Origin of the sequence: Petrocella atlantisensis (assembly GCF_900538275.1) — a bacterium.
Lineage (GTDB): Bacteria > Bacillota > Clostridia > Lachnospirales > Vallitaleaceae > Petrocella > Petrocella atlantisensis.
Genome location: NZ_LR130778.1, coordinates 106,828 through 132,710, shown reverse-complemented (window position 1 = coordinate 132,710; position 25,883 = coordinate 106,828). Strand labels below are relative to the sequence as shown.

Annotated in this window: 31 protein-coding genes; 4 read left to right on the top strand and 27 right to left on the bottom strand. The window is 36.3% G+C overall.

Features of this window, described 5'->3' with window-relative positions; all coding sequences use genetic code 11:
- Nucleotides 1–286 precede the first annotated feature (286 nt).
- From PATL70BA_RS16680 to PATL70BA_RS00725, 3 genes are all read left to right on the top strand, one after another.
- Nucleotides 287–409 carry a hypothetical protein gene (locus tag PATL70BA_RS16680; protein WP_279233206.1) on the top strand — a complete coding sequence of 41 codons (123 nt, stop codon included), beginning with the start codon at nucleotides 287–289 and terminating at the stop codon, nucleotides 407–409.
- Between the two features lie 169 nt (nucleotides 410–578).
- Complete coding sequence (locus PATL70BA_RS00730; protein WP_125135570.1) at nucleotides 579–1,004, top strand: hypothetical protein; 426 nt, start codon at nucleotides 579–581, stop codon at nucleotides 1,002–1,004.
- Nucleotides 1,005–1,138: 134 nt separating this feature from the next.
- Nucleotides 1,139–1,552 carry a hypothetical protein gene (locus PATL70BA_RS00725; RefSeq protein ID WP_125135569.1) on the top strand — a complete coding sequence of 138 codons (414 nt, stop codon included), beginning with the start codon at nucleotides 1,139–1,141 and terminating at the stop codon, nucleotides 1,550–1,552.
- Nucleotides 1,553–1,993: 441 nt separating this feature from the next.
- Here PATL70BA_RS00725 and PATL70BA_RS17185 read toward each other — a convergent pair whose 3' ends face one another.
- The 17 genes from PATL70BA_RS17185 to PATL70BA_RS00645 form a co-directional block, all read right to left on the bottom strand.
- Nucleotides 1,994–2,653 carry a dehydroquinate synthase/iron-containing alcohol dehydrogenase family protein gene (locus PATL70BA_RS17185; RefSeq protein ID WP_197715775.1) on the bottom strand — a complete coding sequence of 220 codons (660 nt, stop codon included), beginning with the start codon at nucleotides 2,651–2,653 and terminating at the stop codon, nucleotides 1,994–1,996.
- 23 nt (nucleotides 2,654–2,676) lie between these two features.
- Nucleotides 2,677–3,165, bottom strand: coding sequence for an iron-containing alcohol dehydrogenase (locus PATL70BA_RS17180; RefSeq protein WP_197715774.1), 489 nt, complete (start codon nucleotides 3,163–3,165; stop codon nucleotides 2,677–2,679).
- A 6-nt stretch (nucleotides 3,166–3,171) separates the two neighbouring features.
- On the bottom strand, nucleotides 3,172–4,239 hold the full coding sequence (locus PATL70BA_RS00715; RefSeq protein WP_125135568.1) for a tyrosine-type recombinase/integrase: 1,068 nt from the start codon (nucleotides 4,237–4,239) through the stop codon (nucleotides 3,172–3,174).
- Nucleotides 4,240–4,361: 122 nt separating this feature from the next.
- A complete protein-coding gene (locus PATL70BA_RS00710) occupies nucleotides 4,362–5,648 on the bottom strand; it encodes a dihydroorotase (RefSeq protein ID WP_125135567.1) in 1,287 nt (428 codons plus the stop codon).
- Nucleotides 5,641–6,579 (bottom strand): aspartate carbamoyltransferase catalytic subunit, encoded by a 939-nt coding sequence (locus PATL70BA_RS00705; RefSeq protein ID WP_125135566.1) that lies wholly within the window; start codon nucleotides 6,577–6,579, stop codon nucleotides 5,641–5,643. Before PATL70BA_RS00705 ends, PATL70BA_RS00710 begins: the two co-directional genes overlap by 8 nt.
- A gap of 108 nt (nucleotides 6,580–6,687) precedes the next feature.
- Nucleotides 6,688–7,920, bottom strand: coding sequence for a uracil-xanthine permease family protein (locus PATL70BA_RS00700; RefSeq protein ID WP_125135565.1), 1,233 nt, complete (start codon nucleotides 7,918–7,920; stop codon nucleotides 6,688–6,690).
- A gap of 109 nt (nucleotides 7,921–8,029) precedes the next feature.
- Entirely contained in the window at nucleotides 8,030–8,575 is a 546-nt protein-coding gene (gene pyrR / locus PATL70BA_RS00695; RefSeq protein ID WP_330510366.1) for a bifunctional pyr operon transcriptional regulator/uracil phosphoribosyltransferase PyrR, read from the bottom strand.
- Nucleotides 8,576–8,816: 241 nt separating this feature from the next.
- Entirely contained in the window at nucleotides 8,817–9,740 is a 924-nt protein-coding gene (locus PATL70BA_RS00690; protein WP_125135563.1) for an RluA family pseudouridine synthase, read from the bottom strand.
- Entirely contained in the window at nucleotides 9,733–10,230 is a 498-nt protein-coding gene (gene lspA, locus PATL70BA_RS00685; RefSeq protein ID WP_125135562.1) for a signal peptidase II, read from the bottom strand. The genes PATL70BA_RS00690 and lspA overlap by 8 nt, the downstream gene beginning before the upstream one ends.
- 8 nt (nucleotides 10,231–10,238) lie before the next feature.
- Entirely contained in the window at nucleotides 10,239–11,321 is a 1,083-nt protein-coding gene (gene aroB, locus PATL70BA_RS00680) for a 3-dehydroquinate synthase (RefSeq protein ID WP_125135561.1), read from the bottom strand.
- A 63-nt stretch (nucleotides 11,322–11,384) separates the two neighbouring features.
- Nucleotides 11,385–11,945: a DivIVA domain-containing protein gene (locus PATL70BA_RS00675; RefSeq protein WP_125135560.1), complete on the bottom strand. Its 561-nt coding sequence runs from the start codon at nucleotides 11,943–11,945 to the stop codon at nucleotides 11,385–11,387.
- A 10-nt stretch (nucleotides 11,946–11,955) separates the two neighbouring features.
- Nucleotides 11,956–12,735: a YlmH family RNA-binding protein gene (locus tag PATL70BA_RS00670; RefSeq protein WP_125135559.1), complete on the bottom strand. Its 780-nt coding sequence runs from the start codon at nucleotides 12,733–12,735 to the stop codon at nucleotides 11,956–11,958.
- A 15-nt stretch (nucleotides 12,736–12,750) separates the two neighbouring features.
- The gene (locus tag PATL70BA_RS00665) at nucleotides 12,751–13,023 is read right to left on the bottom strand and encodes a YggT family protein (protein ID WP_125135558.1); all 273 of its coding nucleotides are present in this window, start codon (nucleotides 13,021–13,023) and stop codon (nucleotides 12,751–12,753) included.
- Between the two features lie 28 nt (nucleotides 13,024–13,051).
- Nucleotides 13,052–13,564: a cell division protein SepF gene (locus PATL70BA_RS00660; RefSeq protein WP_125135557.1), complete on the bottom strand. Its 513-nt coding sequence runs from the start codon at nucleotides 13,562–13,564 to the stop codon at nucleotides 13,052–13,054.
- A 30-nt stretch (nucleotides 13,565–13,594) separates the two neighbouring features.
- On the bottom strand, nucleotides 13,595–14,284 hold the full coding sequence (locus tag PATL70BA_RS00655) for a YggS family pyridoxal phosphate-dependent enzyme (protein ID WP_125135556.1): 690 nt from the start codon (nucleotides 14,282–14,284) through the stop codon (nucleotides 13,595–13,597).
- Nucleotides 14,285–14,294: 10 nt separating this feature from the next.
- A complete protein-coding gene (locus tag PATL70BA_RS00650; protein ID WP_125135555.1) occupies nucleotides 14,295–15,773 on the bottom strand; it encodes an HlyD family efflux transporter periplasmic adaptor subunit in 1,479 nt (492 codons plus the stop codon).
- Nucleotides 15,774–15,804: 31 nt separating this feature from the next.
- Nucleotides 15,805–16,731, bottom strand: a complete 927-nt coding sequence (locus tag PATL70BA_RS00645) for a TIGR01212 family radical SAM protein (protein ID WP_125135554.1) — start codon at nucleotides 16,729–16,731, stop codon at nucleotides 15,805–15,807.
- A gap of 160 nt (nucleotides 16,732–16,891) precedes the next feature.
- Here PATL70BA_RS00645 and PATL70BA_RS00640 point away from each other — a divergent pair, with 160 nt between their 5' ends.
- Nucleotides 16,892–17,311, top strand: coding sequence for a twitching motility protein PilT (locus PATL70BA_RS00640; RefSeq protein ID WP_125135553.1), 420 nt, complete (start codon nucleotides 16,892–16,894; stop codon nucleotides 17,309–17,311).
- Nucleotides 17,312–17,516: 205 nt separating this feature from the next.
- Here the strand turns inward: PATL70BA_RS00640 and mgsA are convergent, their stop codons facing one another.
- The 10 genes from mgsA to radC all read right to left on the bottom strand — a co-directional run bounded on the left by mgsA (nucleotide 17,517) and on the right by radC (nucleotide 25,839).
- Entirely contained in the window at nucleotides 17,517–17,909 is a 393-nt protein-coding gene (gene mgsA, locus PATL70BA_RS00635; protein WP_125135552.1) for a methylglyoxal synthase, read from the bottom strand.
- Between the two features lie 39 nt (nucleotides 17,910–17,948).
- Nucleotides 17,949–19,076, bottom strand: a complete 1,128-nt coding sequence (locus PATL70BA_RS00630) for an FtsW/RodA/SpoVE family cell cycle protein (protein WP_125135551.1) — start codon at nucleotides 19,074–19,076, stop codon at nucleotides 17,949–17,951.
- 2 nt (nucleotides 19,077–19,078) lie between these two features.
- Nucleotides 19,079–19,354, bottom strand: coding sequence for a cell division topological specificity factor MinE (minE, locus tag PATL70BA_RS00625; protein WP_125135550.1), 276 nt, complete (start codon nucleotides 19,352–19,354; stop codon nucleotides 19,079–19,081).
- Between the two features lie 14 nt (nucleotides 19,355–19,368).
- On the bottom strand, nucleotides 19,369–20,166 hold the full coding sequence (minD, locus tag PATL70BA_RS00620; RefSeq protein ID WP_125135549.1) for a septum site-determining protein MinD: 798 nt from the start codon (nucleotides 20,164–20,166) through the stop codon (nucleotides 19,369–19,371).
- Nucleotides 20,167–20,187: 21 nt separating this feature from the next.
- The gene (gene minC / locus PATL70BA_RS00615; RefSeq protein WP_125135548.1) at nucleotides 20,188–20,877 is read right to left on the bottom strand and encodes a septum site-determining protein MinC; all 690 of its coding nucleotides are present in this window, start codon (nucleotides 20,875–20,877) and stop codon (nucleotides 20,188–20,190) included.
- Nucleotides 20,878–20,974: 97 nt separating this feature from the next.
- Nucleotides 20,975–21,673 (bottom strand): penicillin-binding transpeptidase domain-containing protein, encoded by a 699-nt coding sequence (locus tag PATL70BA_RS16675; RefSeq protein WP_125135547.1) that lies wholly within the window; start codon nucleotides 21,671–21,673, stop codon nucleotides 20,975–20,977.
- A gap of 5 nt (nucleotides 21,674–21,678) precedes the next feature.
- Entirely contained in the window at nucleotides 21,679–23,727 is a 2,049-nt protein-coding gene (locus tag PATL70BA_RS00605) for a penicillin-binding transpeptidase domain-containing protein (protein WP_125135546.1), read from the bottom strand.
- Nucleotides 23,728–24,258 (bottom strand): rod shape-determining protein MreD, encoded by a 531-nt coding sequence (mreD, locus tag PATL70BA_RS00600; protein WP_125135545.1) that lies wholly within the window; start codon nucleotides 24,256–24,258, stop codon nucleotides 23,728–23,730. It abuts the gene before it with no gap.
- The gene (gene mreC / locus PATL70BA_RS00595) at nucleotides 24,255–25,094 is read right to left on the bottom strand and encodes a rod shape-determining protein MreC (protein WP_125135544.1); all 840 of its coding nucleotides are present in this window, start codon (nucleotides 25,092–25,094) and stop codon (nucleotides 24,255–24,257) included. The genes mreD and mreC overlap by 4 nt, the downstream gene beginning before the upstream one ends.
- A gap of 49 nt (nucleotides 25,095–25,143) precedes the next feature.
- Nucleotides 25,144–25,839 (bottom strand): RadC family protein, encoded by a 696-nt coding sequence (gene radC, locus PATL70BA_RS00590; RefSeq protein WP_125135543.1) that lies wholly within the window; start codon nucleotides 25,837–25,839, stop codon nucleotides 25,144–25,146.
- Nucleotides 25,840–25,883 lie beyond the last annotated feature (44 nt).

Genomic DNA, 25,883 nt, shown 5'->3' with positions numbered 1-25,883 from the left:
AAGTAAAAACAGGGAAGCGGAGAATCATTGAGTTTTTTATTCCGGGGATTGAAGAGGTGAAGGATGGGTTTGAGTTGAGGTAGGAAGTTGCTCATCATTAGTTTAGTCCATAGTTGTTGATAACAACAACTTTAAGGGGAGTATAAAATGTTACACTGACAACGTAAAATAGGAACAGAAGACATTGAAATAATAGAAGAAGAAATTAGGTCTATTCGTTATTACATTATTTGAATTTACACCTATAATCAAAGGGTTTGACACAGGTATCGCAAGTCTTACTCATTTGGTGCAGTTAATAGATGATATTTCTGTGGATGAGGTTGTGTCTTCTTTTGCTGAAAAATCAATTGGAGAAATCGGACAGATGGATTTTAGCATCGGAAGGTGGCGTAGCAACAAGCTTTAGGCCATGAGCAAAGCCACAAAACCATGAGCCGGTAGGTGGAGTGAAGCAAATAATATCATAACTCATTAGGGGAACGACATCACCCTGAACAGCAGGGACCATGACAGCATAGAAGTAGCATAATGCAGAAGGTAGCTCGAAATTACTTAACAATGGGAGGAAGAACATTATGGCTTTGGTAAGAGAAAATGTTAAGCAAGAAGATTGGGAGTATTTTAATTCGCTGAATATTCAATTTGAGGGGAAGCATATAACTGCTGACAAATACTCCACTTGGGTTGTTAATCCTGAACGAGAAGTGTTTTTTACAACCGTTTGTTGGGGCGGACGTGATTATGGTGACACTTATATTTTAATTTGGGGGCAGTCGCGTATATATGTATACGTTGAAGCTCGTCCGACACGTCTCGCCAATGGTACTCGAGAATTCTGCTGGCTAATAGAAAAAATAACTGCACCACTGACTATAAAAGACAAACGAGATGAATTAATAAATCTTATTAAAGAAGTAGCAGATATTAACTATGATCGAAGAAGTTCTGCGATATTTGTAATAACTAGGATTGCCGAACCCGAATTCATAGAGGGGGTGTAGGCAGATGGCGGGCACATATATTTCATTGAGTGACATTGTCGCATGAGTTCCTACCAATTCAATAAAAAATTAAAAATAGGGTTATGGGTTGTCCTACTCAAACAACCTAAATATATTACATGAGGAGAAGTGTTATGGCATTTATAAATGAGAAATTAACAACCGAACAAAGAACGGAATTTGAGCAAAGAGGAATTAAAAGCCCAGTACCACACGTGTATGAGAATTTAGATCCTTCGTATTGGACTATCGATTATGAGAATGATACGCGTTTAGTTGGTGCTGGAGTGTTCAGAGAATTTCCAGATGAGAAGTACTTTGTCTTTATCAAAAAGAGCAAAGTCATTATTTTTGTTGCAAAAATGCATTCAATCGCAGAAGGAAGCATAGAATGGGAAATATTTAAATTAGTAAATGAGGGACATATATCATTAGAGGAGATGGAAAACATTGAAACTTCTTTAACTGTGTTTCAAGCTACTGGTCGTTCAAGAGAAATCAATACCCTAGTTAACGTTGTTTTTAGTATAAAGACAGGAGGTAATTGATCATGACATTAAGGGAAGCTTATTCCTTGCTTGGTAATGTTTCGGACGATTTTACACTTGAAAGTCTATTAGATTTAGCAAATCTTTTTCTGTTGAGGATATAGATGCCATAGATGGTGCATCTACATATTTTATACAAAAATAAACTTAAGACAATTTATTGAAGAAAGTGGGAATAGCATAAGGGTTATAGATAATAGCGAGGTGGCAGAGCTACTTACATATGATGGGCTATTTTAGACGAGCAGTTTATTCCATTCAATCAATCAGTTCTAGAACAGTTGTGGGTTATGATTATTATGGCTGATTTTGAGCCGGGTATTTGTAATATACATAATTAAAGTAGAAGAATAAAAGCATGTATTTAACAAATTTCAAAAAAAAAGAGCGGTCAGTTGACATAACTATATTATGTATACCGAACCGCTCTTTTATAACTTTTTACATGGATTCTGTTAGGATATTTATCATTTCTTCATGAGTCAAGGTAATTGGATTACCTTTCATGCTACTTGATCCGGAAGATTTTCGTATGATGTCATCAAAGTCTTTTGTGGTAATGCCAAATGTGGCCAATCCTTGGATGTTCATATGTTGATAGAGGTCTTTTAGCCAATGGACACATGCCGATATGTCAGCATGGTCATCACCGGTTAGCCAAATAGAGATCTCTTGATACCTTTTTATGGCGATGTGTTCAGGGTCTCTTTCTGTTAGTGCTCTAATGTTATGATCAATGACAGAGGGTAGAAGAGCGGCACAGACGAAGCCATGAGGAGCGTCGAATCTACCACCAATGACACCGGCAAAACCATGGACAGCGCCTAATTTGGCATTGGCTAAGGCCATACCACCGAGTAAGCTACCAAGGGCCATGTCTTCTCGTGCTCTTATATCTAAGCCGTCATCGTAGGCTTTTTTGATAGAACGACCGATGCGCCAGATACCTTCACGGCAGAAACCATCTGTGAGCGGGTTGGCAAAGGATGAAACATAAGGTTCTATGACTTGGGTCAAAGCATCTAGTCCGGTGCTGGCTGTAATGGCTTGTGGCATGCTTAGTGTTAAGGACGGATCAACCAATACCAAATCAGCAAGCATGGAGGGACTTCTAAGACTGACTTTTATTTTTCCTCTTGAGAAGTCACCACTGAATTTTTTGTTACTTCTGAACCGGTACCGGATGTTGTCGGTATTAATACAAGAGGCGCAGAGGGGTTTTCCATAGGCAATCCTTTGCCAATGACTTCCAAATAGTCCATTAATTCACCGGGGTTGTTCATGAGTATGGCAATGGCTTTGGCACTGTCAAGTACGCTGCCACCACCAAACCCGATGACCATATCACACTTGCTGTCTTTGGCGATTTCTACGCCTTGAATAAGGTCTGTTGTCGTTGGCTCACCATGAATGGTATAGAGTACATAGTTCATGGAGGCGTGACTTAAGGCGTCTAAAAGGGGTTTTGCCCGGCCTTTATCCTTGCCGGTTACGACCAAGGGGTATTTACCAAGCTTAAGAATGGATTTGGCAATATCCATGATACCATTTGTTTTAAATAGGATTTGTTTTGCGGTTGCAAATTCAAAGTCTAAATTCATATTCAGATTCACATTTAATTACCTCCGATGTTGATCATCTCTTAAGGTGACCGCTTTTGCAGCCATTCTACGGCGTTCGTCTTCAATCTCTGCATAATGTCTTTTGGTGGTATTTACATCCTTATGACCCAAGACATCTGCTACCAAATAGATATCACCGGTTTCACGGTAGAGATTGGTACCGTATGTGCTACGCAGCTTATGAGGTGATATGTTTTTAAGCTTTGTGATCAGCTTGGCGTATTTCTTTACAATGTTTTGAACGCTTCTAACGGCCAGTCGTTTATTTTGTATGGATAAAAACAATGCATCTTCATGACCTTCTGAAGCTATCACTTTTTTACGCTTATCCAAGTAGGTCAGAAGAGCTAAACGTACTTCTTGACCAAAATAAATGATGACTTCTGTACCGCCTTTTCGAACAATCCGAATACCATCCACATCAAAATCAACATCTGATAGATCTAAACCAACACATTCACTGACCCGGATGCCTGTACCAAGGAGCAATGTAACAAGGGCTAGATCCCGTTCTTTAGTATACTGATGGAAACTTTGCTGCTTTTTAGTCAGATGTTCGCCGGATTCCACTTCATCTAAAAGACTTGCCACTTCATTGATTTCCAGTCTTGTGATGACTTTGTCGTGAATTTTAGGCAAATCAACCAATAAAGTAGGGTTGGTCTTAATTTTTTGCTTTCTATAGTAATACTTATAGAAGGTTCTTAAGCTTGCCATTTTCCTGGATTTGCCACGTTCCTTATTGGTGTGTTCTTCAGTACCCATATCGTCGGTGTAGTAGTTAAGGTAGTCCAAATAGATCTCAAGGTGGTCTGGGGTAACCTTATCTAAGTCTGTAACAGTTATCGTCGTATAATCCACATCTTTGAAATCTATATGCTGCAGACTTAAGAACTTGAAAAAAATTCTTAAGTCGTATGCATACGCGATTCTGGTTTTGGAAGATGTGGTTTGTTCAATACCACGAAAGAATTCAAATACAAATGGTGGAAGATCATGAATAAGTTCCCGTAAACGCTTGTTGTTGGCGATATTAAGTTCTTCATGATAATTCATGTGCTTCATAGGAGATGCCCTCTATCTATTCGTTAAAGTTGTGTTTTGCGCATAGTTACATCTCTATTATACCATACTCACCTTGACAGTCTAGATATTTATTTATCTAGACAGTCTAGATGTATTTTTATCTATATGTTCAAACTGTACTTCTTGCCTTCTACAAAGGTATACTTCATGAGACCTTTTAAAGTCATACCATGATATGGTGAATGCTTAGCTTTTGATTTGAATTGTGTTGCATCAACAACAAAATCGGATTCAGGATCAAATATGGCTAAGTCTGCTAGATGACCAACACCAAAAAAGCTTTTGTTTAGGCTTAATAAATGGGATGGCTTATGAGACATTTTTTCAACCAATTGCTCCATGGTTAAATAACCGGGTTTTACTAAATAGGTATAAGTCACCGACAATGCTGTTTCTAGTGCTGAAATACCATTTGAGGCTAAACTAAACTCAATGGCTTTGCTGTCAATATTATGAGGTTGATGGTCCGAACTGATAACATCAATAGTACCATCTTGTAAACCTTTGATAATGGCCTTTACATCAGCATCTTGTCTAAGTGGCGGATTGACTTTGGCATAAGTATTATAGCCGCTTATGGCTTCCTCTGTTAAGGAAAAATACTGTGGGGATGTTTCTGAAGTCATGCGTACACCTCTTTTTTTGGCAGCACGAATCAGTTCGACAGACTCTTTTGTTGATATATGAGTAAGATGGATTCTAATCTTAAGTTCTTCTGCTATTGCAATGTATTTCGCTACCATCAAGGTTTCAGAAGCTGCCATACTGCCTTCGAGTCCTAATTGAGTTGCTATATAGCCATCATTAACACCATAAGCCTTTGACAAACTATGATCTTCACAATGTAATATGATAGGTAATTCAAACATGGAGGCATATTGAAGAACGCGTTTTAGGGTTTTACTATCTTGGATAGAGATATCCCCATCTGAAACGGCGACGATGCCCTTTAATTGCATACCGCCTATTTCTGTCATGTCCTCGCCTTTATTTCCCTTTGTGAGTGCACCATAAGGATAAATAGCAACAGGAGATATATTAAGTCCTTTGTTAACAACATACTCAACAACGGTTTTATTATCAATAACCGGATTGGTCATAGGATTACACGTCAGTGCTGTAAAACCGCCGGCTATTGCCGCTTGACCACCGGTATCAAAACTTTCTCTAAAATCATAGCCCGGTTCACAAAGCTCACAATGCATATCAATAAGGCCAGGGATAATATATAAGCCCTCAGCTTCAATAACATCACATTGGTCCACATTAATATTGATATCTACTTCAATAATCTTATCATTTTCAATTAAAATATCCATATCATAGATGGTTTTATCATGGGTTATAATTGTACCTTTTCGTATTAAAGTTAAGTTTGTGTTAGACATGTAAAGATCCTCCTCCTGATCGGCAGTGTAGATGAAACAAAGCCATACGCACAGCTATACCACTTCCCTGCTGTTTATCAAGAACAGAACCTTCCCTATCAATAATACTAGAAGAAATCTCAATACCACGGTTTATGGGTCCCGGATGCATAACAATAACATCTTTTTTGGCATAACTTAAGCGTGTATTATTAATTTTGTAAAGTTTTTTGTACTCATTTAAAGAAGGTATTAAGGCAACACCTCGCCGATCTTCTTGGACCTTAAGACATAAGACGACATCAGCATCAATAATGGCTTCTGTCGCTGAATGATGTATCGTTGCGCCTGTTTTCTCAATATCCCTAGGAATTAGGGTTGATGGACCGGCAATAGATACTTTTGCTCCAAGTTTTATTAAAGCCCATATAGAGCTTTTTGCTACTCGGTTATACATGATATCACCTATTATGGCAACTTTTAAGCCTGTAAAACTGTTTTTTTGTTCCAGAATGGTCAGCAGATCAACAAGAGCTTCACTAGGATTTTCATTTAACCCATCCCCTGCGTTAATAACAGAAGCTTTTACATATTTAGCCAGATGATGTGGACCGCCGGAAATCGGATGTCTTACAACGATGAAATCAGCCCCCATTTTGTCAACATAGGTCCCTACTTCTTTTAAAGACACTTTTTGATTAAATTCTCGAGCTGTGGTAATATGTATTACTTTTGCACTCAAATTTTGTGCCGCTAACTCATAAGATAGACGACTTCTTGAACTCTCTTCATGAAAAAGCGTCGCAACTGTTTTGCCCTTCAGATGTGGCGCGACATAACCTTTGCTATTTTCTAGCACATATTTCATCTTTTGTGCTGAATTCAGCAAATAATGGATGTCACTGGCACTGAGTGACTTTAAGTCTAAAAAATGTTTCTTATTGTAGTTCATGGGCTCACCTCTTTGTTCTTGATTCGTATCGTCTTGATTATAACATATATGTAAAAAAATGACAGCCTAGGCCATCACTTTTTGTTTGGAAAATTCTTATAATATTTTTTATATTTCAGAAGGTAATATTGAATTAAGGACAACACCGATTAATGCAGCAATTGCAAGACCGGAAATCGTCACACCACTTGAACCCAGTGGAAAAGCATCTACACCAATACCTAAGACAAGTATCAACGCTGATATCATTAGGTTTCGGCTGTGGGAGAAATCAAGATCTGCGGAAACCACAATTCGTACTCCTACTGATGCAATCATACCAAAAAGGATAACGCTGACACCACCCATAACCGGTAGCGGTATGGTACTTATGGTTGCTGTAAGTGGTCCAAAAAGACTCATAATGATGGCGAAAATTGCAGCAATTCTTATAATAGATGGATCATAAACCTTGGTTACAGCCAGCACACCAGTATTTTCACTATAAGTCGTATTAGCAGGAGCGCCTATAAGACCGGCAAAAGCAGTGGCCACACCATCTCCTAAAATCGTTCTATGAACACCGGGATTTTCCAAGAAGTTCTTACCTACGACAGCGCCATTGGTCGTTATGTCTCCAATGTGTTCGATAAAGACAACAAAAGCGATTGGTGCGATGGCAATAATGCCTGATAAAGTGAATCTAGGCATGGTTAGAAGATTCTTTAGGGCATCAGATTCTTTGTGGAATGTAAAGAAGCTTGCGTCTTGTATAGGTCCAAAATCTACTATACCAAAAAGCATTGATGCAATATAGCCTACTGTGATTGCGATTAATATAGGAACAAGTTTGAAGAAGCCTTTGAAGAAAATGGATACGACCACCATGGTCAAAATAACTATACCAGCTATAATCGTCGACGTTAGGTTAAAAGTACCATCTTGATAAAAAGCCATGTTTACGGCAACAGGGCTAAGTCTAAGTCCGATAACCATGATAATGGGTCCAGTAATAATCGGTGGAAAAAGTCTTTTAACCGCATCTACGCCAATGAAATAGATAACTACGGCGATAAACATATAGACAAAACCGGCTGCAATAAGACCGCCTTTGACAAATGCTAGGCCTTCGCTTTGAAGCGTTAATGCAATTGCACCGATAAAGGCAAAGCTTGAACCTAGAAATACCGGTACAATACCTTTTGAACATAAGTGAAACAGTAAGGTTCCAACCCCTGCTCCAAGCAATGCAATCGCTGGATCAAGACCGGTTAAGAAAGGTACAAGAACTGTTGCGCCAAACATGGCAAGAACATGTTGTAAGCCAAGTATCATTTTTTTTGATAGTGAAATATTTTCCATTATGTTGCCCCCTAAGATAGTTTTGCCCGTAGGCTATATAATACAATAAGCTACTCGCCTATTTATTATTGTAGATTGACTGAGTTACTGGCCTAAATTATTTATAATCTTATTCAATAACGACACTGTCTTCCCCATCGATTTCTACTAAATGAACAGAAACAATTTCTTCTTTTGATGTTGGTACATTTTTACCGACGTAATCCGCTCGAAGTGGTAATTCTCTATGTCCTCTGTCAATAAGTGTTGCAAATTGTATCTTTCGTGCACGTCCGGCATCCATAACCGCATCCAGCGCTGCTCTACAAGTTCTACCGGTATAGACAACATCATCCACCAAAACCACAATTTGATCGTTGACATTAATATTGAGTTGGTTATTAACCACGGGTTGTATGCTTTTCTTTTCTAAGTCATCTCGGTAAAAGGTGATGTCTAGAGACCCAAAGGGTACTTTAAGGCCTTCTATTTCTTCTATTTTCGCTACGATTCTTTTTGCCAGAGGAACACCTCTTGTTTTAATACCAAGGATTACGACATCGGAAACACCCTTATTATTCTCAATAATTTCATGGGCGATACGTGTAACCATGCGTCCTATAGCCTGTTGGTCCAATATATATTTCATAGTCGTGTCCCTCTCCTTTTGACAAATAAAAAGACCTCTTATTAAATAACATAATAAGAAGCCGTAGCAATTACGATCGACAACCTCTTATTAGTCTCACGGAACTAATTTAAAAAGATTCTGGATAATGAATTTTTGTGAAGTTGATACATTCATAACTATATATTAAATGTGAAAGTTCACTATATAGTTTTGATGCTTTAACCAAACATTAAATATAATTTAACATAGAGTTCTATTCTTGTCTATGTTTTTATGACGAAACGCATTATTTTTTATATCCAAGACGAAGCAAAGCATTTTCAAAATCGATAGGCCTTTGAGCTGTAAAGGACATATACTGGCCTGTTGATGGATGTATAAAGCCAAGTGTCTTTGCATGAAGCATCTGTCCAGGCAACTTCATATGGCTATTTCTAGGGCCATAGAGAGGGTCTCCAAGTAACGGATGATTGATACTGGCCATATGAACACGAATTTGGTGGGTACGCCCTGTTTCAAGCTTAAGTTCGATATGTGTAAAACCATGTTCTAATCGATTTAGGACTTTATAATGGGTAATTGCATCTTTGCCATTCTTGAAATTAATGGCCATTTTCTTTCGGTTAATCGGGTGACGACCGATAGGACCTTCTATAGTCCCCTCCTCGTCTTTTACATTGTTATAGACAATGGCTTCATAGAGGCGATCGACTTTGTGTTCTTTAAGCTGTTCTGCTACATGTACGTGGGAATGGTCATTCTTACAAACAACCAGAAGACCTGTGGTATCTTTATCAATACGATGAACGATTCCAGGACGCAACTCACCATTGATTCCGGACAGACTTGACTTACAGTGATGCATAATACCATTAACTAAGGTATCTTCATAGTGACCGGGTGCCGGATGTACAACCATATCAACCGGCTTATTAATGATTAGAAGGTCAGGGTCCTCGTATACAATATCTAGGCGCATAGGCGTTGGCGTTATAGCGACATCCTTAACAAGAGGTATTGTCAGTATTACCTTGTCCCCCAGTTGTACTTTATAATTGGATTTGACCGGTAAAAGATTTATGGTAACATGCCCTTCTACAATCCACTTTTGAATATGGGATCTAGTTACATCCGATAACTTAGATGTTAGATATTTGTCTAATCTTTCACCAATTTCCTCTTTAGAGACAATAAATTCTTGATTATTCATGACGACCACGCAACCATTTCTTTATATCTAGATCTTCTTCTTCATAATGAAACAGAACAAGATAAATAAGCGTGAAGCATGCAACAACGACCAAGATATCCGCTACGTTAAAAACGGGAAACTCAAACCAGTGAAAATGAAACATATCAACCACAAATCCATTCCTCATTCTGTCGATAAAATTTCCAAGAGCGCCTGAAAACAAAAGAACCATAGTAACCCTCAATGGAAAATATGATTTTTCTCTTGGAAGAATATAGTAAATGACGATCATGGCTAATAACGTTAGGATCGTAAAGATAGCAAAAATTATAATTTGGTTTTGTAACATACCAAAAGCTGCACCACGATTTTCAACATAGGTTAGCTTGAAAATCCCTTCAAGGATCACAATATCATTTTGTTGTTTTAAATGTGCTATGGTTAACCATTTTGTCCATTGATCGAATCCAACCAATGCTATAATGCAAATTATACTTATTATAAACATAAAAACACCTATTTAAGGATTGCCTTAATACCTTCCATAATCAATTTCTCGTTCAACTGATTGTCCATATAGCATGTTCCTATTGTTTTGAGTAGGACAAAATTAAGCTGATGATGTTTTGTTTTTTTATCAAAAAACAACTCTGTGTAAATAGTCTCCGGCGATAAACCATCGATTTTAACCGGAAGATTATATAAATCTATTAGAGATGAAATTCTATCCATATCCGAGGTTGTTAGATGGCCAATGGCATAACTGATATGAGAAGCTGCTAACATACCGAGGGCTACACATTCACCATGAAGGCGCTTAAAATTCATTAATCTTTCAATAGCATGCCCGATCGTGTGTCCGAAATTAAGCGTGGCTCTTAGCCCCTGCTCTCTTTCATCTTTTGATACGACATCTGACTTAATAAGACAAGACAACTTAATCAGCTCTGTAATGGCTTCATGATTCAGCCCTTTAATGGCATCCACGTTATTTTCTAGAAAAGACATATAGGCTTCATCTTTAATTAAACTATGCTTAATGACTTCACCCATGCCCGAAGCAAATTCTTGGGTAGGTAATGTTCTAAGGGTCTTTGTGTTAACATAAACCATTTCAGGTTGATGGAATGCGCCAACAATATTTTTATAGCCATTAAAATCAATACCGGTCTTACCACCTATGCTGCTATCTACTTGAGCGAGTAGACTTGTTGGTACCTGAATGAAATCAATACCGCGCATATACGTTGCGGCTGTAAAACCCACCATGTCTCCTACAACACCACCACCTAGAGCTATTAATAGGGATTGTCGATCAAATTGGTTGGTAATTAAGAAATCATAGATTAAGTTAATGGTTTTATAATTCTTATTTATTTCACCATGAGCAAAATCAAAATTTAGAATCTCAACATTAAGGGATTCAAGGACGGTTTTTACTTGGGAAGTATATAATGGCGCAACTTGATCATCGGATATAATCGCGATTTTGCTATAATTTTTCTTAAGTTCCAAGATATGTTCAGGTAGAGATTTAAAAGAAGCCTCAAAATGTATGTTATAGTTTTTAAGGGGTGTTTCTACATGTATTGAATTCATAAGTCCTCCAAATAAAACTGCCTAAGCATACTTAGACAGTTGATTTTGCATATTCATAATCATCTATGACTCAAAAGTCTCGTCACTAGTTTCACTTTGATTTTCTTCCACAACGTCTTCTTCATCAAATGTATAGGACCCATTAAGAGGGACTGCATTTATGCTCTTTAGAAGTTCAAGTTCATTCTTTTCCGTCATCTCAAGCTGAGCATTTAAAAAATGCTTGATTTGAATTTTGGACGCATCATATTGCTTGATGAGTTCTTCTCTTTTTTTATTGATGGTATAAACCTCATTCTTACCTTCATTTACAATAGCCTGAGCATTGATCTCAGCTTCTTTTATGATCTGTTCTGCTTTTTTTCGTGCCAGATTCTTAGTCTCTTCAGCCATCTTTTCTGCTTGGATTAGAGTGTTTTGTAGGACATCTTCTATGGTTTTATAGTATTGTATGCCTTCATTAAGCATATTTACTTTATCTTTAAGTTCAATGTTTTCTTTATAGAGTTGTTCATAATTCACCAAGACTTCTCGAAGAAAGGTCTTAACTTCTCGATTGTTATAACCTGATACGCTTTTTGTAAATGTTTTTGATTCTATGTCTATCGGTGTTAGTCTAGCCATTATTACCCTCCTATTGATATCGATCGATTTCTACTACGATTCGATTTTTTTTTGTAATTTTCCCAATGCACGCCAAACGTATCTTCCCAATGCCTCGAATAGAGATGATATCTTTGGCTTTTACAATCCTACTTGTTTGAGATGTTTCCTTACCGTTAATAAAAACACGCCCCATTTGAATATAATGAACACTGTTCTGGCGAGACAATCCTATACCTAGCTTAAGAATATTATCTAATCTTAAAGATGCCACGGTTCCTTTGATGTGATCATAGTTTTGTTCATTCATAATCTCAAAGTCTGCTTTAGTGATTTGTTTAAGATTGACCTTGGTTCTACCAATACTCACTATCTGATCCATGATAAAATCACCAATCGTTGCCATACATACCAAAGACATACCTTGTTCATCAACCAAGAGATCGCCGATTAGTTTACGCTCTATTCCAAGACTCATAAGGGAGCCAAGATAATCACGGTGTGTAAGACTTTTTCCACTCATAATTACCGGTAACTGTACGCGTATATACATGACATGATCATCATAATCATAGTCAAACCCAGTTGATGCCTCCGAGGGATATAGAAATAGCATAACTCTTTCCGCTTGAGCATAACCACCATATGCTTGATAATATAAACCGGATTTATTCAGAAAAGACTTTGCTAAAGATAATTGATGAAGATCTAAAAAATCTGTATATGTCATCCAATTCATAGCAATCGCTTTACGAGAAAGGTCTTCAAGCCTATGAAGAAATAATTGATCGGATTTATCTTTTGCTTCCATCAGAAATAAACCACCTTACATATATGGACGTAAATAATTTTGTAAGGTCGTTAAAATCAAATAAGCTATGAAAGGAGAGAAATCCAAAGCCATATTGGCACCGCCAAAAATCGATTTTTTGATCATCGTTCGAATGGGTACCAATATTGGATCAATGATACTGTGTAATAAACGTACTAAAAAGCTACCATGATTAATGGGCAACCATGAAATTAAGGCGCTCACAACAATCAAAGTACTTAATATAACGAGAAAATAGTAAAGTGCTCGAATAAATAAAACTGTCATAAAACCTCCAAAAAAGTCAGTAATTCATCTAATCTTCCTGAGTTTTCCAAGGTAAAATTATGCCGTTTGATTTGAGTTCTTCTCTAAAATCACCGGCAACATCTACATTTTCAGGGGCAATAATAAAGATATTGTTTGTTACCCTTTGAAGATTGCCATTTAATGTGTAGCAGGATCCACTAACAAAATCCATAATACGTTGCGCCACATTACGTTCCATATTTTCAAGATTAATAATCACCGGACGTTGGCTTTTAATATGATCACATATATCTTGCGCTTCATCATAGGATTCAGGTTGAATAACAACAACTTCCATTTGTACACTTGCTTGAAAATTTACTACTTTAGAAGCACTTGGTGTATCTTTACCCCCTGAAAAACTTCTGAAAGACCTTGTTTGTTCTCCTTGATTGTCTTTGATTGTTTGACGGTAAGCAGATTCTTGTATGTAATCTTCACGAACATCAATATCTTCTTGTTCATCATCATAATCGTTTAATTTCATCATATCCATCATTTTATCAATGAATTTTGCCATAATGTTCACCCCTTGTATTTAACCATATTATCAATAGTTTCGATCACCGAATAAAGCGGTTCCGATACGAATCATGGTAGCCCCTTCTTCGATAGCGACTTTAAAATCATTGGTCATACCCATAGACAGGACATCCATACTCACATTATCAAGGTTTTGTTCTTTTATGTCAACAGAAAGTTGGTATAAGGCTTTAAATATAGGGCGATTTTCCTCTGGATCATCAACGAAAGGTGCAATGGTCATTAGGCCTTCAATCTTAAGATGTTCCAATTGATGGATAGACCTAACCATGTCCATTACATCCTTGGTTTCTAAACCATACTTACTTTCTTCTTGGGCTACATTGACTTGTATAAGAATATGGGCAACCACATTTTTTTTCTTTGCCTCTTTTGATATTGCTTCAGCAAGACGGTAAGAATCTACTGAATGAATAAGGTCGACTTTGTCGACAATATATTTAACTTTGTTGCGTTGCAGGTGTCCAATCATATGCCATTTTATATCTTCTTTTTTAAACTGTTCATATTTGTCACAGATTTCCTGAACTTTATTTTCACCAAAAATACGCATCCCGGCTTCATAACCTTCTTCTAGAATGCTGATTGGCTTTGTCTTAGACACATTCACTAAAACAACGCTTTTAGGATCTCTATCTATATTTAGACAAATATCTGTAATTTGTTTTTTAATGTTATTAAGATTTTCTTGAATCATATGTGCCTCCTTAGTTGATGGTTTGGTACTCAGTCGTTGTGATACCTTCTGTAGCTATTCGATCATATATTCTTACTCCATAAGGTGTATATGGCGCTACGATACGATAATCGATATCTTTATAAGTTGTTTCAATGAATTTGAAATCAGCAAATCCTTTATTAACCACATAAACACCCTCTAAATCTTCTGTCTTATCTATTATAAACTCTGTAGTAGCCATTGATTCAGGATTCGTATAGGACAGCACATCACCGACTTTAATGGTGTCAGATATAGGGACATAGACGTAATCATCGACTTTCTGAAACAATCTTGCTGTTGTAAAATCGATGGTACTATCACCAGGTACTTCTTCAGAAGGCACTTTTTTATAGACACCATACTGATTATTTAGATACCCAAAGTACTGAGCAGGTATAACTGCAAATGTCTTTTTAATAATTGCGGTTTCGGGTATTTTTATACCTTGATGATTTTCGTGTATGATTCTAAAATCAACAAAACGTTCATTTAAAAATTCATTTAACATGCGATCGGCTTCTATTTTTATGTAAGTTTTATTGTCTTCCGTAAATACTTGGATCTTTGCAACAATCTCTATGTCTTTTTCCACAAAATGAATGGTTTTATATTTCATATTTTCCAGTAATTTGGCACTTTCCGGATCAATTTCAGCGACAATATGCCATAAGTAATTATCGACAACTTTGAATATGGGTTGACCAACAGAAATATTTGTTTTGGTAACCGTATCTTGAATTTTTGGTGTTCGAGATAAATCACTAATTTTAAAACTTTCTGTTGTAATATCTTCCATACCATCTATGATGTATGAGATCAAACCACTACTGGTTGCCTTATGCATACGGATATTATTACCTAACTCATTTTCTAACATATCAATATTTGAACTATCAGAAAGTCCCAAACTTCTTTGTTGTATGATAACAGTGTTTCGTATATCGCTGATATCATTCTCTAACTGTTTTCTTACAACATATGTATGGTTAAACTTTTTGCTGTGTTGGTTTATGACGTAATTTTTGATGCGATTTTGAAGATAACCGTAACTGTCCTCAAAGGATGGATCGCTGCTATCTAGTTTTTGATTTGCCTTAAAAATCTCTTCATCCAATAAGGCTACATAATCCGTATCAGAAATTATACCACAAACGGTATTGGTGTTTCTAACTCGAGCACCTTCTGTCAAAAAATAGCGAATATCACCGGCTGAGTCAGCCATGGTTACTGTTTCTTTTCGTATGACCAAACCTGTGTATGTATTTGAGTTGGATAATGTACCAAGTTCTGCTATGGTATAGTTCACTTTTTCCTTTATGGCGAAAGAAATCATGATAAATACTAAATAAGCCAATATAAGCACAAAAACGAAAACACCAAAATTCAAATGTTTAGTCGCCTCTGTCTTGAGAGAAGTTTCAGATTTTAGTTTTAGATAGCGGTTGCTATTTTTTTTAGAAGCCATTTAACCACCTCATTAGTAAGTTCTCTAGACATTATATCATTTTACCTTGATATAATCCTTCTTTCAACATTTTTTTTTCAATACTTTCTTTAATAATCCACCAACTCGTATTCCAGTTACAAAACACAGTGTCATCTTTTGGAGCTCGACTGACCAGTCTTTGAACAGTGCAATTTGGATCAAGATGTGTTAAAAAGTCCACCACCCTCTTGATATAGTTGTCCATGGTGTTCATCTCAAACAATCCCCGCGTGTACATGTCCTCAAAAACAGTATCTTTGGCGATATATAAAGCATGTAATTTTACCATTTCTACATGAAGTTGATTCATCAATGCAGCCATTTTTAATACTTCATCATCTTCATCCCAGGGTAAGTTCATGATTAAGTGGGTACATACTTTAAAACCATAATCATGAATTAGATTTGTGGCATTTATAAATGAATCAACATCATGTCCACGATTAATTTTTATCAGTGTTTCATCATTGGTCGTTTGAAGACCAAGTTCGATGACAATTTCTACGTTATAGGTGTCTTGGATATTTTTCAGTATTTTAAGATGTTCACGATCAATACAGTCCGGTCGCGTTGCGATATCAATTTCAACAATATTCTCAATGCAAGCAGAACGCATATAAGCATCAAATTCTTCATATGACATATAAGTATTGGTATAATTTTGAAAATAAGCTATAAATTGCTGGGCACCATATCTTTTACCGATATAATCCATATTAGATCTTAATTGTGTTGCAACAGACTCTGTAGATGGCAAGGATTCAAAACCGGCACCTTTATCACTACAAAAATAACACCCCTGCCTTCCAAGTGTTCCGTCTCTATTAGGACAGGTTATGGGTAAATTAATAGGCAATTTATATACCTTTGTACCATATTCATTTTTTAAATACTGACTATAGATATTATAGAGTGTTTTCATCATTTCTTCTTTCATTGTAGGATATGTACAAAATATAAATTTTTTTCAAACTTTTTTTATAAATGTTGAATTAAAAAAAGGAAAGCTCTTACAAACATAGAATACTATATTATAGCTCTCAGACATAAGTCTGATTGCAACGAGGATTCATTTTAATGTCAAGGAGGAGATTGCTATGATACGATTAGTTGCAGGTGACACAGGTGAAGGTAAAACAAAGGCATTAATCGATATGGCCAATAATGCTCTTACAACTACTAAGGGACACATTGTCTATATTGATTTGGATTCAAGTCATATGTACGATTTAAGACACGAGATTCGATATATTAACATATCAGACTATCCAATTGCAGACTATAAGGAGTTTTTTGGATTTATGTGTGGTATTTTATCAGAAGACAGTGATATCACTGAGGTCTATGCTGATGGACTACTCCGTCAAGCTCACATCGATGAAATCTCAAAATCAGATGAATTAATTAAAAAATTAAAAGCTGTATCCGATAAATTTGACGTTCGATTTGTATTTAGTTTAACCTGTGATACTTGTAAAGTCCCGGATTTCTTGGAAGAATTCTTAGTAAAAGCTTAATACAAGTAGATTTTGGTAACTGATTGAATAAATGGTTTAAGTGTCAAAACTATATAGTATGTGAGCTTTGAGAACTTTAGTTTTGATACTTAATCATGAATAGATATTAACAAGAAAAGTACCTTTATATTGAGGATTATTCTTATGAAGCAGGCAAAGAGGTCAATCATGATTGACCTCTTTGTTTATTTTCATTTTCTTCACTTTAGAGTGCGTTTCTCCACTCCAAGTCACCACGTTCTAAGGATTTAATTAATAATTCAGCTGTTGCCAGATTGGTTGCAATGGGAATGTTATGTATATCACATAAACGAATGACACTGGAAGGATCCGGCTCATGTTGCATCTGAGATAATGGATCTCTTAGAAAAATAACCATATCAATCTGATTATGTGCAATCTGAGATCCTAGCTGTTGTTGTCCACCCAAGTGTCCTGCCAAGTATTTCTGTATAGAAAGATTGGTCACCTCTTCTACAAGCCTGCCGGTTGTACCTGTAGCAAATATATCATGCTTAGATAGAATGTTTTTATAGGCTATGCACAGATTCTGCATGAGTTTTTTTTTGTTGTCGTGAGCGATTAAACCGATGTTCATGAGTAGACCCCCTTTGTAATTAGATCGTTATTAAGATACTTATTTTTGTGTCGACTTCCTTTGCATGCCTATATTGAGTATAATACCCATGCCCATCATATTGGCTAATAAAGAACTTAATCCTGCACTTATAAAAGGTAAAGGTATGCCTGTATTTGGTACAATACCGGTTGTGACACCAATATTAACAAAAGACTGGTATGTGATAATGGCCACAATACCTGTAATAATTAACTTACCTAATAAATCGGTAGTATCTTTGGCAATCCATAAGCATTTTAGTATGAGAATGAACAGTAAAAAAATGACAATTGTACATCCAAAAAAACCAAATTCTTCACCAATGATGGAAAAAATAAAATCAGTTTGAGGTTCAGGCAAATAATCATATTGATTGACTTTGCCCAGATACAATCCTTTACCAAATATACGACCTGAACCGATGGCCTGAATGGAATTATTGGTTTGCATGAGTAAGGACGGGTCCACGCTGTCAGGTCGAATTAACGATAGTATTCGATTCACTTGATACTCTTTTAATAATGTCTGGTCTGGCTTTTGAATATACCAGAGACCAATTAAGGCAGATGGTATTAATACAGCACCTGCGCCTGCTACATACAGATAACTTATACCTGAGACATAAATCATGAAGGCAAGAATTAAGAACATAATCATGCCTGTAGAAAGATCGGGTTGCCTTATAATTAAAAGTGTAGGTACAGCAGTGATTAGAATAGATCCTATAACAATATACCACTGATTAATTTTATCCTGGAACTTATCAAAATACTTGGCTAAAACCAAAACAAGGAATATTTTCGCAAATTCACTGGGTTGCAGTCTGAATGGACCTATGTCAATCCATCTCACTGCGTTATTGGTTTCTGATCCTGCAACCAGTACCAAAGCTAATAATAGAATAGTAAATATATATATGGGAATAGCTAACTTTCCTAACCAATGATAATCAAAAAATGCAAAGAATAGAAGAATAAAAAATCCTAGAACATAGCCAATCATTTGCTTGTTTACGATTTCATTGGTCCCATCAGGGCTATATACACGCGTAGCACTTCCGATAGCAACAATACCGATAATACCGAGTAAAGCTATGAGTAAAACCAATACATAGTCAAAACGTTTAAAATCATATTGCTTAAACATATTTACGTTCTCTTAGCCGGAGCACGCATATTACGGATTGGAATATTGGCATAAAGTGCCGGTACAATCCCATTTTCATATTCTGAAGAAGTTGTACCCAAATTAATTTCCAAGCCTTTCTCATCTATTTCCATATATCGGCTTATGACATCAATTATTTCCTGCTTCATCATTTCAAGTAACTCTGTATTGCAGTTGGCCCTGTCGTGGATTAGAACCAATTTCAAACGATCCTTTGCAACACTGCTTGATTGTTTCTTTTTACTGAAAAATCCCATTATAAGGCTCCTCTCTAATTATTTATACCCATAATATTTCTCAATTTCTTGAAAAAACTAACATTAACATTAAGGTCTAGGTAAGGTACATCTTCTCCCATAATACGTTTACAAATGTTCAAATATGCTTTTCCGGACAATACATCTTGATTGACGACAATCGGCTCACCATTATTTGTTGAGATGACAATGTTTTCATCATCCGGTATCGCACCAATGAGATCGATGGCTAGAATATCAATGACATCTTCAACGGACATCATATCCCCTCGTTTTATCATATCTGTTCTTAAACGATTTACAATAAGACGGTGGTCTTTCATTTCATTGGCTTCAAGTAAACCGATAATTCTATCTGCGTCTCTAATTGCTGATATCTCTGGTGTGGTTACGATAATTGCTCTATCCGCACCTGCTATTGCATTTTTAAAGCCTTGCTCAATTCCAGCAGGACAGTCGATAATCACATAATCAAAATCTTCTTTAAGATTCTCACAAAGTTCTTTCATTTGTTCCGGTGATACAGCATCTTTGTCTCTCGTTTGTGCAGCTGGCAATAAAAATAATTCTGGAAACTTTTTATCTTTGATTAAGGCTTGCTTTAAGCGACAATTGCCCTCTACTACATCAACAAGATTATATACAATACGATTTTCCAATCCCAAAACGACATCTAGATTTCTAAGACCGATATCTGCATCTATTAATATTACTTTTTTTCCTAACATTGCCAATCCGATACCGATATTAGCACTTGTGGTAGTTTTACCGACGCCACCTTTTCCACTGGTAATTACAATACATTCACTCACGCGTTTGATCCCCTTTGCATTTTAGTTTAAGATTTTGAAATCCTTATGGGTGTTGCCTTCAATATGGTCAATGACGATACGTTCATCTTCAATAAAAGCTATTTGTGCCACAGTTCTACTTTCTTCGAATTTATCTGGTGAACGTGCTATGACGTCTCCAATCCGAATCTGAGTTGGCTGCATGTTTAAGGCTATGACACATGCTTGTCTTTCGCCATCACATCCTGCATGGGCGTATCCCTTGAGATTGCCAAGCACAACGATATTACCTGTGGCCGTCACTTTAGCACCTGGGTTGACATCACCCAGTATAACGATTCCCGTATCCATATTCAGTTCCTGTCCGGACCTTAATGTACCTTGATGAAATACAGCCACCTCTTTTGGGAAATGTCCCATAGGTACGGTTTCTTTTGTTAAAGCAGCCATTGCCTTCAGACTTTCCGGAGATACAATTGGCATGTTTTCATCAACAACACAAAAAACTTCCATGTCAGTTAATTCATGAATCATATGAATAATAGACTGTTGTTGGGTATCACTAAGGCTACGCCCTTCAAATCCAATCGATACTTTGGCGTTGCCAAAAAATTTCTTTCCTTCAGTTAATTTTACTTTTGTAGCCTTTAGGAGGGCTTCAAAATCAGCATCTTGATCCATTATAAAATTCAGTCCAAAACGATTGCCTTTGATTAATACCAATTCATTCATATAATCCCTCTTAATTCAATAAAAATTTTTCTAATCCTTATTATACATAATAACAGACACATTGTATACAGTTGGACGATATGTTTCTTAAGCCTAATTAATTCAACTTGCTACCTGTTGTATAGTTTTCTGCTTCTTTATTGACTTCGAAATACATAGAAAGCACCTTTTTGGAATTTAAGGCTGCATATTTTGATGAATAACCAAAATGAATAACCGTTGCAATCGACACAGTAGGGTCATCATAAGGTGCAAATCCTGTAAAGATTGCATGTGACGCTCTGGACTTAATAAGTTCGGCTGTCCCTGTTTTCCCGGCAATTGAAATAGGAAAATCAGCAAAATAGGATCTGGCTGTACCACTAGAGCCTTCCGTTACATCTAACATTCCCTTTTTTACAACATCCAAGTGGTTCTGATTAAAGTTGTTTTCAATAATAGTTTTTGGTGTGAAGTCCACCACGATATCACCTGATTTTTCCATGATTTTGTCTACCACATTAAGTTCTTGCATCTTACCGTCATTAGCAAGTGTGTTCATATACCGTGCTAGTTGTACAGGGGTAAAATCATGTGTGCCTTGACCGATGGTTGCTCTAACTGCATCCCTTTCAGCAAGTGTAGATGAGGCTTCGCCTATTTCTATTCCTGTTTTAGAATCTAAACCAAATCGACCGGCATATTCTCCAAGGAGACGAATACCGTTTGCATCACTATAGTTGCCTTCTTCATCATAACTCAGTCGCCAACCCATTTCATAAAAGAAATAATTGCAAGAGTGTTCTAAAGCCTGCATAACATTTATGGAACCATGGGTTCCACCGTTTTGAGAATAGATCCAACAGCTTGCTGAAGGGAAAATCTTTGTAAAACACCTCTATCTAGTACGCGATCTGTCGGTCTTATAACACCTTCTTCAAGTGCCGCTATGGCTGTAATCATCTTAAAAGTTGATCCTGGAACGGATTTTGCATATGTTGCCCTAGGATATAATGGGCTTGTAGGATCTGATAATAACTTTGCATAATAATTATTATCAAAATTATTGACAAGGCGACTGTTGTCATAAGAAGGATAACTCACGAGTGCCAGCACTTCTCCTGTATCCACATCAGAAATTACAACTGCTCCTGATGAAGGATCTAAAGCCAATTGATGTGGTGTAATTTCAATATTTAATATCTTTTGCTTCATAAATTCGATTGGTGCTAGTCTGCGGTTTTTAAGATTTACCATATCTTCTTCAGAAGCCGAAACCAATCCTAGATCGATAATCATAAAAGTAAGATCATAATAACTAAAGGCTTCCTTATCTAAAAGATACATGTATATGTACTTAGTAAAATCATAACGAATAACACTATCTTCTTCAATGAATTTAATAATATAGTTCACAACTTCTTCTTCTCCTGCATCCTTCATGACTTCCGGCAATACCATATATTCGGCTTTAAAGAAAGCGATGATTAGCGTTTGAAAACTAATTTGCCCCTTCTTGAATGCAACGTAGTTTTCATCATATTTATAATCTTTATCTAAAATACCTTCAGTTCTTAAATTCTCTAAGAAATAAGTATAAACCGTGCCATACTTACTATAGTTTTGAGGCAGCGTATTACTTTTAATCTCATTTATAACATAAGAAGACATTTGATCTTTTGTTGTTATCATCAGATTATGAATTCTTGTTTGCCCGTCACTATTTACAGGATCAATCAACCGCGGATCAATAAGTTCATACCGAAAAATAGAATCATATATATCTTTTAGTAGAATATATCTTTGCTCCCTCGTATTTGGCAACCGCATAAGCATGCGATCTACGATGATTTCTGCCAATTGGCGTTCAAGAATATTGTATGTGTTAATCTGTAAATCTCTGTCGATTGTAAGATATACATCATTACCCATAATAGGATCTATGTTGTCAAGAACAAGCATGGTTTTACCTAGGTTATTCACTTCCACTTTCTGTGCTCCGTCATAGCCTCTTAAATAGGACTCCATCTCTTTCTCTATACCAATAACACCAATGGTGTCTTCTGCATTATATCCTAGAGGCTTTAAAATCTCCAAGCGTTCAGAATCTATTTTCCTAGTATACCCGATGATATGGGCAAAATAAGGGGCATCGTTATAGACCCGATAAGGGGTTTCAACAATAGATACACCTGGAAACACATCATTTCTCTCTTCCAGTATGGCTAAGGTTTTCTGGCTGACATTGGTTGCTATAACTTCAGGCTGATATTTTGAATACCTTTTAATATATTGAGCGTATCGAACACTTAAGATATCTAGTGTTTCTGCTGTCGTATATTTGGATGCATCAATTTCAAAACGTTGATCCCTTAGAAACTGATATATTTCAAAAGGTTCCATTGCTACTTGTTCTTCTGATAATAGCGTTGTATATCTTAGATTAAATACATTTTTCTTAAAATTAAGAACTTGTTTTTCAGTTCCTATAATCTCAAACCCATCTTCAGTTTGTCTTAAAGGAAATTCATCTACAATCGTATCGCCATTATTCTTGATAACACCAATGAGTTCATGAATCATCTGATTCTTGTCAGACACTTCGATACTGTCGTTTAAGAAAACAGTATAGGATATAATATTTTCTGCTAGTGGATAACCATTTCGATCATATATATTGCCTCGATGTCCCTCAATGCTAACTTCTCTAACAACACTGAGCTCAAACGCCTTAGCCAGTTCTTCACCTTCTACAATTTGAAGCTCGAATAGTCGCATAACCAATATGTAAAATAGGATAAAAACAATTAGCAATAGTAAAAATAATCTATGTGTAAGAAAGCTATAAATTGCTTTAAATAGTGTTTTCAATTAATCTTCATTCTCCTTTAACCACTCGTTCTTTTCCACATAAAGGTTAATGAAATAGTAAATTCGATAAAGTATGAAGCCCACAAATACGGAATAAATAAGTTCCGGTATTATAATCATGGAAAAATACAGATTCAACTTTAACTGACCTCTAAATAAGAATGTGAAAAAGTATACGATAAAATTCTGAAAAAAATCGGCGATGCCAATCATAGCAATGGGAACAAGCAGACTTTCTCTGTAAAAAGTCCGATGAAAAAACCCGGTAGCATAACCAATGTACATATAAATCAAAGCGTAAAAACCAATAACGTCACCATAAAATATATCATGTAGCAAACCAATAATAACTCCGACAACAGCGCCTTCTACTCTACCTCGTAATAAGCCAAATGATACAATGGTGATAACAAAGATATTTGGAACAATGCCATTAAAGGCAATTTCCTGAAATAATATGGGTTGTAAAATAAAATTGATCAGTATGATTAACCCAATTACAAAAAAACGCGCTAACTGAACTTTTCTCATTGATTCCTCCACAAACGTTTGATAACAAGGACCTCATCCATGTGCTTAAAGTCAACTACAGGCTTTAAATAAGCAACTTGAGTCAGCCGATTAGGATTATTTTCAATCTCTACGATATGGCCGATCAATATGCCTGGTGGATAGACCTCCCCAAGATGAGAAGTGGTAACTTCATCACCAATAATCAGGTTTACATCTTCTCCGATATATTCAACTCTTAGTAAGCCATCGTTGTATAAGGTTAAGTCGCCCTTGACAATGCATAGGTCCTCTGTTCGAACGATAAAAGCACTAACACTGCTTTTATCGTCAATAATAGACCGTACTTTTGAGTAATTCGGGCCTACTTCAATGATTTTACCAAGTAAGCCAGCGCCGGACATAACCACCATATCAGGTTTAAATCCCGCACTTTCTCCCTTATCAATCGTAAAAACATGATACCAATTGCCTGGGTCTTTGCTGATGACCCTAGATCCTGTTTTCGGATAATCTGCATAGCGCTGATCCAGTTCATATAAAGTTCTAAGTCTTTCTAATTCGGACTTAGACTGATCTAAGATCTTATTTTCATACGTCAGTTGATGGACCTCTTCGTTTAACGCTATATTAAGCTGTTCAAGTTCATTAATATTTTTAATAAAATTTACACTGCCTACTAACCAGTCTCCAAAATAAGTAACACCTTTTTGAACGGGTATTACCACATAAGCTACGCTTTTTTCAATTGGTGTAATTTCAGATCTCGTTTCCCATGTTAATATCATTAAGAAAAGAAAAAGAACGGATATCCCCGTCATAATTTTTTGTGATGTAAAACGACGTCTTCTTGCCATATTGCCTCCATTAACTGATGGTTAAAGTGTAGAACTTTTGAGTTGAACTTTAACCACTAATATAACCTTCTTCTTTTAAACTAGTATAATTACCATCACCAATAACAATATGGTCAAGTAGGTTAATACCTAAGATCTCTCCTGATGATTGTATGCGTTTTGTAATGGCAATATCTTCGCTGCTCGGTGTTGAATTCCCACTGGGATGATTATGTAAGAGTATAATACTAACGGCATGGTGTCGCAATGCATAAATAAATACTTCTCTAGGGTGTACAAGAGAAGCATTGACCGTTCCTACGGATAAAGTATGATCCCCTATAATGTTATGTTTCGTATCCAGTATAACAACTTTAAAATGTTCACATTCGAGGTGTCGCATAGCTTCCATATATATAGAAGCAACTGACGAAGGAGAATGAACATTGAGCTTTTCCTTATATGTGGCTTTTGCCATACGATTAGATAGTTCCGTAATTGCTTTAAGTTGTATCGCCTTTACTCGACCTATGCCTTTTATCGTTTGCAATTCTTTCATGCTGAGTTTATGCAAGCCAATCAAACCGGAAGCATGTTGGTTTAAGACACGCATAGCGATATCTGTTGATTTTTCTTCTTTGGTTCCACATTTAATGATGATAGCAAGAAGTTCCGCATCCGACAAAGCAGAAGCACCTCGCATCTCTAGTTTCTCATAAGGTCGTTCTTCACTTGGAATTTCCTTAATTGTCATTACTTTTTGCATGGTTTCCCCCTAGATTATAGTCTCTCCTCAGATAAACCCAATAC

What these genes read in the sequence shown, in the direction of transcription:
- PATL70BA_RS00675 (WP_125135560.1), bottom strand. Translation starts at nt 11,945, where the DNA reads ATGGCTAGACTAACACCGATAGACATAGAATCAAAAACATTTACAAAA.
- minC (WP_125135548.1), bottom strand. Translation starts at nt 20,877, where the DNA reads ATGAATGAATTGGTATTAATCAAAGGCAATCGTTTTGGACTGAATTTT.
- PATL70BA_RS00670 (WP_125135559.1), bottom strand. Translation starts at nt 12,735, where the DNA reads ATGGAAGCAAAAGATAAATCCGATCAATTATTTCTTCATAGGCTTGAA.
- lspA (WP_125135562.1), bottom strand. Translation starts at nt 10,230, where the DNA reads ATGTTTATAATAAGTATAATTTGCATTATAGCATTGGTTGGATTCGAT.
- PATL70BA_RS00690 (WP_125135563.1), bottom strand. Translation starts at nt 9,740, where the DNA reads ATGAATAATCAAGAATTTATTGTCTCTAAAGAGGAAATTGGTGAAAGA.
- PATL70BA_RS00700 (WP_125135565.1), bottom strand. Translation starts at nt 7,920, where the DNA reads ATGGAAAATATTTCACTATCAAAAAAAATGATACTTGGCTTACAACAT.
- PATL70BA_RS00660 (WP_125135557.1), bottom strand. Translation starts at nt 13,564, where the DNA reads ATGGCAAAATTCATTGATAAAATGATGGATATGATGAAATTAAACGAT.
- PATL70BA_RS00650 (WP_125135555.1), bottom strand. Translation starts at nt 15,773, where the DNA reads ATGGCTTCTAAAAAAAATAGCAACCGCTATCTAAAACTAAAATCTGAA.
- PATL70BA_RS00655 (WP_125135556.1), bottom strand. Translation starts at nt 14,284, where the DNA reads ATGATTCAAGAAAATCTTAATAACATTAAAAAACAAATTACAGATATT.
- PATL70BA_RS00730 (WP_125135570.1), top strand. Translation starts at nt 579, where the DNA reads ATGGCTTTGGTAAGAGAAAATGTTAAGCAAGAAGATTGGGAGTATTTT.
- radC (WP_125135543.1), bottom strand. Translation starts at nt 25,839, where the DNA reads ATGCAAAAAGTAATGACAATTAAGGAAATTCCAAGTGAAGAACGACCT.
- PATL70BA_RS00665 (WP_125135558.1), bottom strand. Translation starts at nt 13,023, where the DNA reads ATGACAGTTTTATTTATTCGAGCACTTTACTATTTTCTCGTTATATTA.
- PATL70BA_RS00630 (WP_125135551.1), bottom strand. Translation starts at nt 19,076, where the DNA reads ATGTTTAAGCAATATGATTTTAAACGTTTTGACTATGTATTGGTTTTA.
- mreC (WP_125135544.1), bottom strand. Translation starts at nt 25,094, where the DNA reads ATGGCAAGAAGACGTCGTTTTACATCACAAAAAATTATGACGGGGATA.
- PATL70BA_RS16675 (WP_125135547.1), bottom strand. Translation starts at nt 21,673, where the DNA reads ATGCAGGCTTTAGAACACTCTTGCAATTATTTCTTTTATGAAATGGGT.
- aroB (WP_125135561.1), bottom strand. Translation starts at nt 11,321, where the DNA reads ATGAATTCAATACATGTAGAAACACCCCTTAAAAACTATAACATACAT.
- PATL70BA_RS17185 (WP_197715775.1), bottom strand. Translation starts at nt 2,653, where the DNA reads ATGCTTGCTGATTTGGTATTGGTTGATCCGTCCTTAACACTAAGCATG.
- PATL70BA_RS00710 (WP_125135567.1), bottom strand. Translation starts at nt 5,648, where the DNA reads ATGTCTAACACAAACTTAACTTTAATACGAAAAGGTACAATTATAACC.
- PATL70BA_RS00645 (WP_125135554.1), bottom strand. Translation starts at nt 16,731, where the DNA reads ATGAAAGAAGAAATGATGAAAACACTCTATAATATCTATAGTCAGTAT.
- minE (WP_125135550.1), bottom strand. Translation starts at nt 19,354, where the DNA reads ATGGGATTTTTCAGTAAAAAGAAACAATCAAGCAGTGTTGCAAAGGAT.
- PATL70BA_RS00725 (WP_125135569.1), top strand. Translation starts at nt 1,139, where the DNA reads ATGGCATTTATAAATGAGAAATTAACAACCGAACAAAGAACGGAATTT.
- mgsA (WP_125135552.1), bottom strand. Translation starts at nt 17,909, where the DNA reads ATGAACATCGGTTTAATCGCTCACGACAACAAAAAAAAACTCATGCAG.
- mreD (WP_125135545.1), bottom strand. Translation starts at nt 24,258, where the DNA reads ATGAGAAAAGTTCAGTTAGCGCGTTTTTTTGTAATTGGGTTAATCATA.
- PATL70BA_RS00705 (WP_125135566.1), bottom strand. Translation starts at nt 6,579, where the DNA reads ATGAACTACAATAAGAAACATTTTTTAGACTTAAAGTCACTCAGTGCC.
- PATL70BA_RS00715 (WP_125135568.1), bottom strand. Translation starts at nt 4,239, where the DNA reads ATGAAGCACATGAATTATCATGAAGAACTTAATATCGCCAACAACAAG.
- PATL70BA_RS00640 (WP_125135553.1), top strand. Translation starts at nt 16,892, where the DNA reads ATGATACGATTAGTTGCAGGTGACACAGGTGAAGGTAAAACAAAGGCA.